The sequence below is a fragment of the Collinsella sp. CLA-ER-H4 genome (assembly GCF_040092395.1).
Lineage (GTDB): Bacteria > Actinomycetota > Coriobacteriia > Coriobacteriales > Coriobacteriaceae > Collinsella.
In genome coordinates this window covers 115,865-124,423 of record NZ_JBBNLQ010000005.1, presented here as the reverse complement: position 1 = coordinate 124,423, position 8,559 = coordinate 115,865, and the positions used below count along the sequence as shown (strand labels likewise).

Genomic DNA, 8,559 nt, shown 5'->3' with positions numbered 1-8,559 from the left:
AGGAGACGGGTGCTTTCCAGCACACTCCTTCGATGATGCCTTCCGCTAGTTGCTATGCCGGTTTCAGCCAACAAAGAATGTGCCCGGGCGCTCAGGTTCACCGTTAGCGTTGGCAACATATGAGATGATGCACACGCGCAACAAAAACGTGTACATCACCCTCCAAAACCGACATTTTTCGACATGTTTGGAGGCTGATGTACACAAATGTGAGTTCCCGCCCCGCCAACAACACCCTCCACATGTCTGGACTCTCTATGGCTGCGCTGGATAGACATCGCCGGAACGGGTATAGTATCGAAAGTTTTGTCGTTAACCAGCGGGGGAGTCCTGTGGGCATCAAAAAGAAGATCAAAAAGGAGCTTATCGGCACTTCCGATTACCCGTCGAATAAGATCTTTACGATCTCCAATTTCATCACCTTTACGCGCCTGATCCTCACCCTGGTATTTCTGTACCTGTTTGTGACGGATAACAACCGTGTCATCGCCATCGTTATCTACGCCGTTGCCGCCTCCACCGACTGGATGGACGGTCAGATCGCCCGCATGACTAAGACGGTCTCGTGGCTCGGCAAGGTCATGGATCCCATTTGCGACCGTGCGCTGCTGTTCACCGGCGTACTTGGACTGGTGGTCCGCGGAGAGCTGCCCATCTGGGTCTGCGTACTCATTATTGGCCGCGACATCTATCTGGGCATCGGCACGCTTATCGTGCGTCATTATCACCGTCGCCCCATCGATGTGGTCTTTCCCGGAAAGATTGCCACGGCGCTGCTCATGACCGGCTTCTCACTCATGCTGCTCGGTTTCCCCGTTATTGACGGCCTGCACCTTTTATCTTCAACCCTTACGGCCTTCCCGGGCCTCAACGGAAGCTCGGTGCCCCTCGGCATCTTCTTTGTGTACGGCGGCGTGATCTTCTCCATGCTCACGGCTGTCATCTACTCCATTAAGGGCGGAGTGGCCATTAAACAGGCTCTCGCGCATCCCGAGGACGAGGACATCGACTTTCTGAACCCTGAAATCGAAGACTGATTCGTTGGGGTATGATTACGTACGGTTCATTATTTGCGGCACGTCCGCGATAAGTTAGGGGTTGTCATGGACAACATGGTTAACAATATGCCTCAGAATGATAAGACTGCTGACGCTACCTGCGTATTCCGCGTGCCTTCAAGCGACGTCACCGTTCCCGACCTCATGGCCAACGTGCGCATCACCGCCCCCGTCCTGTCCATCGTCAAGGGTCCGCAGACTGGTGCCGCCTTTGAGCTCGAGGACGACGTGACCACCATCGGCCGCGATCCCGCGAACGGCATCTTCCTTAATGACATGACCGTTTCGCGCAGCCACGCGCGCATTATTCGCGAGGGCCTCGGCGCTCGCATCGAGGACCTGGGCTCGCTCAATGGTACCTGGGTCGACGGTGCCATTGTCAATGCAGCCCCGCTGCACGACGGTTCTTCCGTTCAGATCGGTACGTTTACGCTCATCTACCACGAGAGCACGCCGGAGCGCATCGAAACCGGTGAGTAGGGCATGGCCGAACGCAACTATCTGAGTATCGGCCAAGTCGTCAACCTACTTCGAGGCGCATACCCCGATCTTTCGAACTCAAAAATTAGATTTCTAGAGGATGAGGGGCTCATTACCCCTCATCGTACGCCTAAGGGATACCGTCAGTACTCTAAGGAGGACGTTGATCGTCTGGAGGTCATCCTGCACTTGCAGAAGACCCGCTACATGCCGCTCAACGTGATTAAGCAGCGCTTGGAAAACGCCACGGACCTGTCAACGCTCGCCTACGAGGTGGGCTTGCTATCCGATGTTCCGCTCAAGACGGAGCCCAAGGAGACTAAGCAAAAGCTGCATCCCATCGAGACCATTCCCGATATGTTGGGCGTCGAAATTTCGTTTATCCGCTCGCTCGCCGAGAACGACCTCATTCGCATCATCAAGAGTCCGCAGAATCGCGAGCTTGTCGATGGTCGCGATTTTCCGATCATCCGCTACTGCTCCGAGCTGTCGCGCTTCCATATCGAGCCGCGCAACCTGCGTCAGTACGTGTCTTCCGCCAACCGCGAGTCCTCGATGTTTGAGCAGGTGCTTGTGAGCATGCTCGGCATGGATACCTCCGATGACGAGCGCGACGCCAAGCTCGAGCGTGCGTTTAAGAAGCTTCACGACCTGACGGAGGGCGTGCACACCGCGCTGCTCAAGAACCGCGTTTTTGAGTCGCTCAACGCCGTGGTCGAGGACGCCGACATCGATGCACTCGATGAGGAAATCACTCGCTCCGAGTCCACCAAGGCCAAAAACGAAGAGACAGTCGCGCCGGCTTCACACGAGGATTCTCTCGTAAAGCCGCTCAAGGTCGTCGCCCCTTCGCAATCCGGCACCGTCACCGCGGGCAAGTAACAGCTGCCGCTTATCCGGCAACCCATTGAAAGGTCATGCAATGTACGACTTCGAATCTCAAACCGTCGACATCCCCGACTATCCCGAGCCCGGAGTCATCTTTAAAGACATCACGCCGCTCTTCGGCAATCCCGAGGCGCTCAAAGCCATGACCGATGCCCTCGCCGAGCACTTTGCCGGCATGGGAATCACCAAGGTCGTAGGTCCCGAGGCTCGCGGCTTTATGGTGGGCGTTCCCGTGGCCGTCGCTCTGGGCGCCGGCTTTGTTCCCGCACGTAAACCGGGCAAGCTGCCGCGCGAGACCGTAAGCCAGAGCTACGAGCTCGAGTACGGCACCGATTCAATTGAGATCCATGCCGACGCTATCAGCTCTAAAGATACCGTGTTGATTCTGGACGACTTGGTCGCGACGGGCGGAACCGTCGAGGCAACAGGTAAACTGGTGCGAGATATGGGCGCAAAGCTTGTGGGCTACGGGTGTATCCTTGAGCTTGCGTTTCTCAACCCGCGCGAGAAGCTCACGTCGACTGACGACGATGTTGAGCTCTTTAGCCTGGTGACGGTGGACTAGCCGTTACCCTTAGTTACTGGAAAGGAAGCTACATGCGCACAGCAAACACGCACAAAAACATGGCACGCTGCGCTGCTACGGCAACCCTCGCTTGTGTTTTGGGCTTGGGCCTCGCGGCTCCTGCCTACGCCGATACCGCATCCGACCTTGCCGCTGCTCGTACGAAGCTCGAGCAGATCGGTACCCAAACCCAGCAGATTTACGATGAGCTCGCCACGCAGACGCAGGCGCTCGATCAGACTGCTGGCGAGATCACGCAAAAGCAGCAGGAGATTGCTGACGGTCAGGCCAAGCTCTCGACCTATGTCGCCGGCGAGTACAAGACCGGCGGTCTGAGCCTGCTTCAGGTTCTAACGGGCGTTGACGACCTGAGCGATATGCTCAACCGTCTGTTCTACTACGGCAAAGTCTCCGATAAGCAAGCTCAGACCATTCAAGAGGTCAAGGAGCTTAAACAGCAGCTCACCGATAAGCAGTCCGAGCAGGAAAAGAACGTCGCAGCCACGCAAAAGAAGGTCGACGAGCTTAACGCCCAGCAGGCTGAAGCCCAGAACGTCGTAAACTCCCTGGATTCGCAGCTGCAAGCCGAGCTTGCCGCAGAGGCCGAGGCCAACGCCGCGCTGCAGGCCGGCATCAACGCCAGTACCGCCGAGAAGGCCACGGTGAGCAACGAGACTGCCGGTACGACCGAAAACACCAACAACGGTGGCCAGACCAGCAATAACAACAACCAGGGCGGCAACACTCCGGCTCCTACGCCGGCACCTGCTCCGACGCCGCAGCCCTCCACGCCCGCTCCAGCTCCGACGCCTTCTGTTCCGAGCCAGTCCGTCGATGGCGGCTCTGTTGTCTCGCGTGCGTACAGTAAGCTTGGTTGCGCTTATTCCTGGTGCGGAATTGGCCCGAACAGCTTCGACTGCTCTGGTTTTGTTAGCTATTGCCTCACTGGTCGCTATTGCCGCCTGGGCACCACGGGTACCTTTATGGGCTGGACGCGTGTGTCCGATCCGCAGCCCGGTGACGTTGTGGTCAACTCGTACCACACCGGCATTTACATCGGTGGTGGTCAGATGATTCATGCTTCCGACTACAACACGGGTGTCATCATCAGCTCCGTTGCCGCCGGCATGAACAATAACTATATCTTTGTGCGTTACTAAGTCATCTTACACAGCGTGTGAATGTGGACCTCGTGGCTTTAAGTCGCGAGGTCCATTCTTTTTTCTCTAATCTTGTACGGCTATCTAGTATTCAAAACTAGATAGCCGTACATTCAGTTTGCAAGATGGCTATAATTGTTGAAGAACAATTAGAAAGGACCCTCTATGAGCTGGGCACTTATCTCAGATTCAAGCTGTAACCTCCGCGATTGGCAACCAACCGCGCCCCATACCACCTTTGCATTTGCGCCCCTCAAAATTCGAGTGGGGGAGCGTGAATTCATCGATGACCTTTCGCTCGATGTTCATGAGCTCAACTGCGCTGTTCAGGCGGAGACGAACGTTTCTTCGAGCGCTTGTCCCAGCGTAGGGGAGTGGGCCGAGCTCTTCAAATTGGCAGACAAGACCATCTGCATGCCGATCTCTGAGGGCGTGTCGGGCAGCTACAACGCAGCAGCCACGGCTCGCGATATGGTTCTTGCCGAGGAGCCCGACCGGCAGATTCACCTAGTCAATTCGCGCGCAGCTGGCGGCAAAATGGACCTCATTTTCTTGCTGTTCGACCGCTATCTTGCAAGCAATCCGGATGTCTCATTCGAGGACGCTTGCGCATACTTCGATAGCCTTGAGCAGAGCAGCAAAATCCTCTTCAGCTTGTGCAATTACGAAAACCTGGCCAAAGCCGGACGTATCCCTAAGGCAGCCGGCGTCATTGCCAACAAGCTCAATATCCGCATTTTGGGCACGGCGAGCGAGGCCGGTAAAATCGAACTCGTCGGGCACACGCGTGGCGAAAAGAAGATGCTCAACAAGATCATCGATACCATGGAAGCCGAGGGTTTTACGGGCGGCGAGGTCGTCATCGACCATGTTGAGAACGAAGCTGGAGCCCAGGCGCTTACTGACCGCATAGTCGAGCATTGGCCCGGCTCCAAGACCATCATCATGCCCTGCAACGGCCTGGATTCCTATTACGCCGAAATGCACGGCCTCATCATCGGCTACGGCATGGGCGTAGCTTCGGGCAAATAAAGTCCAACCAAGCAAAAATATGGGCGGGACAAAGCGACAGATGGCTCTTTGTCCCGCCCATTTTATTCGTCGGCTAGCTATTAAATCCGTTGAACTTAAGATAGCTCATCAAGTAAGCCTTCGAAACGAAGGACGATACCGCACTGCGTACAAGCAGCGATTCACGCGTAACCTGATGTGCGGTATCGGGCACGGGAGTCTGCTCGACGGAAAACGCCGCACGAATCGATGCCTCAAGTTGATCGACTACATAATCGAAAGCCGTCGGAGCATCGTAGCTCAAACGCTGAATGTTAAAGAGTGCCTGCACAGCAGCAATAGGTAGCACCTGCTTAAAGATGCAGATAGCGATCAGGCGGGCAATCTGCTCGCGGCCATATTGCTTTTTGACCGGAGCAGGCACCAGGCCAACCTTTACGTAGTTATTGATCATCGATGGCGTAATGACGGGCTGCTCAACGCAAATGGACAGCGGCTCCATCCACAGCGCAACATACTCAATGACCTGGTCGCGGTAGAGCGTCACATTGGGCAACTGATTATAGCGCGGCAGACTCAACGTATTGAGGTTGCGAACGATATCGGACTCAATAAATGCATCGGGCAGCACAGTGGGCTGAATATCCTCAGGCTTAATGCTGATCGAAGAATCAGACATCGGAATGACGTGTTTAACGTGGTTCATAAAGGTCCTCCGTTCATATCTATATTGTATTCTACGTTATCTAGTTTTGCATACCACATAGCCGGCAAGTAAAAGTGGTTGGACAGCACATTGATGCACCGTCCAACCACTTTGTTTAAGACAACAACCTTACATAAGATATATTATCGTACTTATCAGCGTAGAAAAGCGTATGCGCTGGTAGCCGCTATGGCTCCATCAGAAACAGCGGTCACAACTTGGCGTAACCGCTTGGAACGGATATCGCCGGCAGCAAATAAGCCAGGCGTGCGGGTGGCCATCGATTCGTCGGTCAAAATACCGCCGTCGGGCGCCAAATCCACCAGATGCTCTACAAGCTCGGTATGCGGCTGCGTGCCAGCAAAGACAAAAATGCCAAACGAACCAGGATCAAAGGACTCAGAATAGGTACCACCGGTAGCGTTGTCCTTAAACGTGATAGTCGTGGGCATAGCCTCGCCCGATAGTTCGACAATACTAGTTTGGTACCTAACTGAAATATTATCTTTTGCGAGCACCTTTTGAACCACGCCATCAGGGGCACGGAACTGATCGCGGCGCAAAACGATGGTCACGCTGCTGGCGATTTCTGACAAGAACAGGGCTTCCTCGCAGGCAGCATTGCCGCCGCCGATAACAAAAACCTGCTTGCCACGAAAGAACATGCCGTCGCACGTCGCGCAATACGAAACGCCACGACCGCGATACGTATCCTCGCCAACAAAACCCGCAGATCGCGGCGTGGCACCCATGCAAGCGATAACGCTCGAGGCAACCGTATCGCCCGTATCGTGATGTACCGTAAACAGCGCTGAATCGGCATCGTAATCGATACCCGTAACCATGCTCCATGCAACCTGTGCTCCCAGGCCCTCTGCATGCTGCTGAAAACGCTCGCCAAGCTCGGCTCCACTCAGCAGCGGAATGCCCGGATAGTTCTCGACCTCATTGGTTGTGGCGATCTGTCCTCCCGACATGCCCTGTTCAATCACAGTCGTCGTTAGGTTGGCACGCGCCGCATAAATGGCTGCGGCATAGCCCGCAGGGCCGCCGCCGATAATAGCAACATCGATCGGCTGATGGGTAGTCATGAAGAGACCTCCTGTCGAAAGATTGGCGTTCTTTGCGCTCATACCCAAATTTAGACGAACGTGACACTCATGCACTACAATGATTCCTTGCGAAACTAAGATGAAGGGGAGTTATCGATGGATCAAACGCAGACGCGCGACGACGCTCCCCTGCTCACACACAGCACTCCCCAATCGGAACAAACCACGCTCTTGGCTCAGCAAAAACCTCTCGTGACCATCGTGCATGCCTCGGTCGGCTCGGGCCACAAGGCTGCCGCAAATGCGATTGCGCAGGCATTCGACCTTATCCGCGGCACCAATGGCATCCCCGAGGATGTTGAGATTGAAGTGCTCGATATCCTCGATTTTGGACGCATAAAATTCGACGGCAACAAAACGGCCGCCTCGTTTACCGGCGCCACGCGCCCAATTTATGACTTGACCTGGCGTTATACCCTTACCGGACACCTGCTTTGGGGCGGTGGCACGGCATGGTCGCGCATCATGTTCCCCGCATTTAACGAGTACGTTCGGACTCGTAGGCCCATTGCCGTGGTCGCCACGCACATCACGGCAGCCAACGTCGCCGTCGGCGCGCGCATCATTACGGGCATCGATTATCCCGTCATTTGCGTACCGACCGATTACGAGGTCGAGGGCTGGTGGCCCCATAAGGACACCGACCTATTCTGCGTGGCAAATGAGTTTATGGCCGAAACACTCCGCCCCCGCAAGGTTCCCGAGGCAAAGATCCGCATTACAGGCATCCCCATTCGCGCCGGGTTCGATACGGATTACAATCGTGAGGAAGAGCTAAAGAAGTTCAATCTCCCCACCAACAAGACCATTGTGCTGGTAATGGCTGGTGCCAGCTTACCGCAACCGTACGTTCGCTTTCGCGCGGCGATGGACCACACCCTCCCCTTCCTACGCAGCTTCGAGGACATGCACTTTGTCTTTTTGCCGGGCAAGGATGGCGAATATGCCACCCGCCTCAAAACGCTTTTCGAGGCCATGAAACTCGAGAACGTCACGGTTCTTGACTATGTCGATGACATGGCAGCGCTTATGCACGGCTGTGACCTGGCAATTCTCAAATCGGGCGGACTCACTGTTACCGAATGCCTGTGCGCACACCTGCCGATGATTCTACTGGGCAAATCATATGGCCAGGAAAAGGCCAACACCACCATGCTCACCGGCATGGGCGCCAGCATGCATGTCACCACCGCACGCGAGCTCATCGTGACACTGCGCCATCTCCACGATCATCCGGAGTCGCTCAAGGCACTGCTCATCAATGGCGAAGTGCTGCGACGCCCACGCGCAGCCGAGGACATAGCCATTGCAACCATGGAACTTGTAGGCAAGCCCCAAAAACGTAAACGAGCCTTCTGCCGCTTCTACTGGGGCGGGAAGCCCGCGCATATCCGCTAGCTTCGGACTGTCCGCTTGCCTGTGGGGGGCATATATATCATCCCGTGCTCAAACATTCTCGCTTCGCTGCGAAACTGCGCGCGGGACGATATATATGCCCCCCCACAGGCAAGCTGCGTTTACGTACTAGCACCTACACTAGATTCCCCTCCAGTAGAACCAACAAAGGAGAGACCGGAAA

At 55.4% G+C, this 8,559-nt stretch carries 9 protein-coding genes; 7 read left to right on the top strand and 2 right to left on the bottom strand.

Features of this window, described 5'->3' with window-relative positions; genetic code table 11:
• Positions 1-332 precede the first annotated feature (332 nt).
• The 6 genes from AAAX34_RS05425 (at position 333) to AAAX34_RS05400 (ending at position 5,183) form a co-directional block, all read left to right on the top strand.
• Positions 333-1,037 (top strand): CDP-alcohol phosphatidyltransferase family protein, encoded by a 705-nt coding sequence (locus tag AAAX34_RS05425; RefSeq protein ID WP_040359866.1) that lies wholly within the window; start codon positions 333-335, stop codon positions 1,035-1,037.
• A gap of 66 nt (positions 1,038-1,103) precedes the next feature.
• Positions 1,104-1,538 (top strand): FHA domain-containing protein, encoded by a 435-nt coding sequence (locus AAAX34_RS05420; protein WP_006236002.1) that lies wholly within the window; start codon positions 1,104-1,106, stop codon positions 1,536-1,538.
• A gap of 3 nt (positions 1,539-1,541) precedes the next feature.
• Positions 1,542-2,420, top strand: coding sequence for a MerR family transcriptional regulator (locus AAAX34_RS05415; RefSeq protein ID WP_161115805.1), 879 nt, complete (start codon positions 1,542-1,544; stop codon positions 2,418-2,420).
• 40 nt (positions 2,421-2,460) lie between these two features.
• Positions 2,461-2,991 (top strand): adenine phosphoribosyltransferase, encoded by a 531-nt coding sequence (locus AAAX34_RS05410; RefSeq protein WP_349110325.1) that lies wholly within the window; start codon positions 2,461-2,463, stop codon positions 2,989-2,991.
• A gap of 32 nt (positions 2,992-3,023) precedes the next feature.
• Positions 3,024-4,151: an NlpC/P60 family protein gene (locus AAAX34_RS05405; protein ID WP_349110323.1), complete on the top strand. Its 1,128-nt coding sequence runs from the start codon at positions 3,024-3,026 to the stop codon at positions 4,149-4,151.
• Positions 4,152-4,316: 165 nt separating this feature from the next.
• The gene (locus AAAX34_RS05400; RefSeq protein WP_349110321.1) at positions 4,317-5,183 is read left to right on the top strand and encodes a DegV family protein; all 867 of its coding nucleotides are present in this window, start codon (positions 4,317-4,319) and stop codon (positions 5,181-5,183) included.
• Positions 5,184-5,256: 73 nt separating this feature from the next.
• On the opposite strand, the gene AAAX34_RS05395 is transcribed toward AAAX34_RS05400, so the two are convergent.
• Entirely contained in the window at positions 5,257-5,868 is a 612-nt protein-coding gene (locus tag AAAX34_RS05395) for a DUF1836 domain-containing protein (protein ID WP_349110320.1), read from the bottom strand.
• 155 nt (positions 5,869-6,023) lie between these two features.
• Positions 6,024-6,959: an FAD-dependent oxidoreductase gene (locus AAAX34_RS05390; RefSeq protein ID WP_349110319.1), complete on the bottom strand. Its 936-nt coding sequence runs from the start codon at positions 6,957-6,959 to the stop codon at positions 6,024-6,026.
• 117 nt (positions 6,960-7,076) lie between these two features.
• Here AAAX34_RS05390 and AAAX34_RS05385 point away from each other — a divergent pair, with 117 nt between their 5' ends.
• The gene (locus AAAX34_RS05385) at positions 7,077-8,378 is read left to right on the top strand and encodes a glycosyltransferase (RefSeq protein ID WP_349110318.1); all 1,302 of its coding nucleotides are present in this window, start codon (positions 7,077-7,079) and stop codon (positions 8,376-8,378) included.
• Positions 8,379-8,559: the final 181 nt, after the last annotated feature.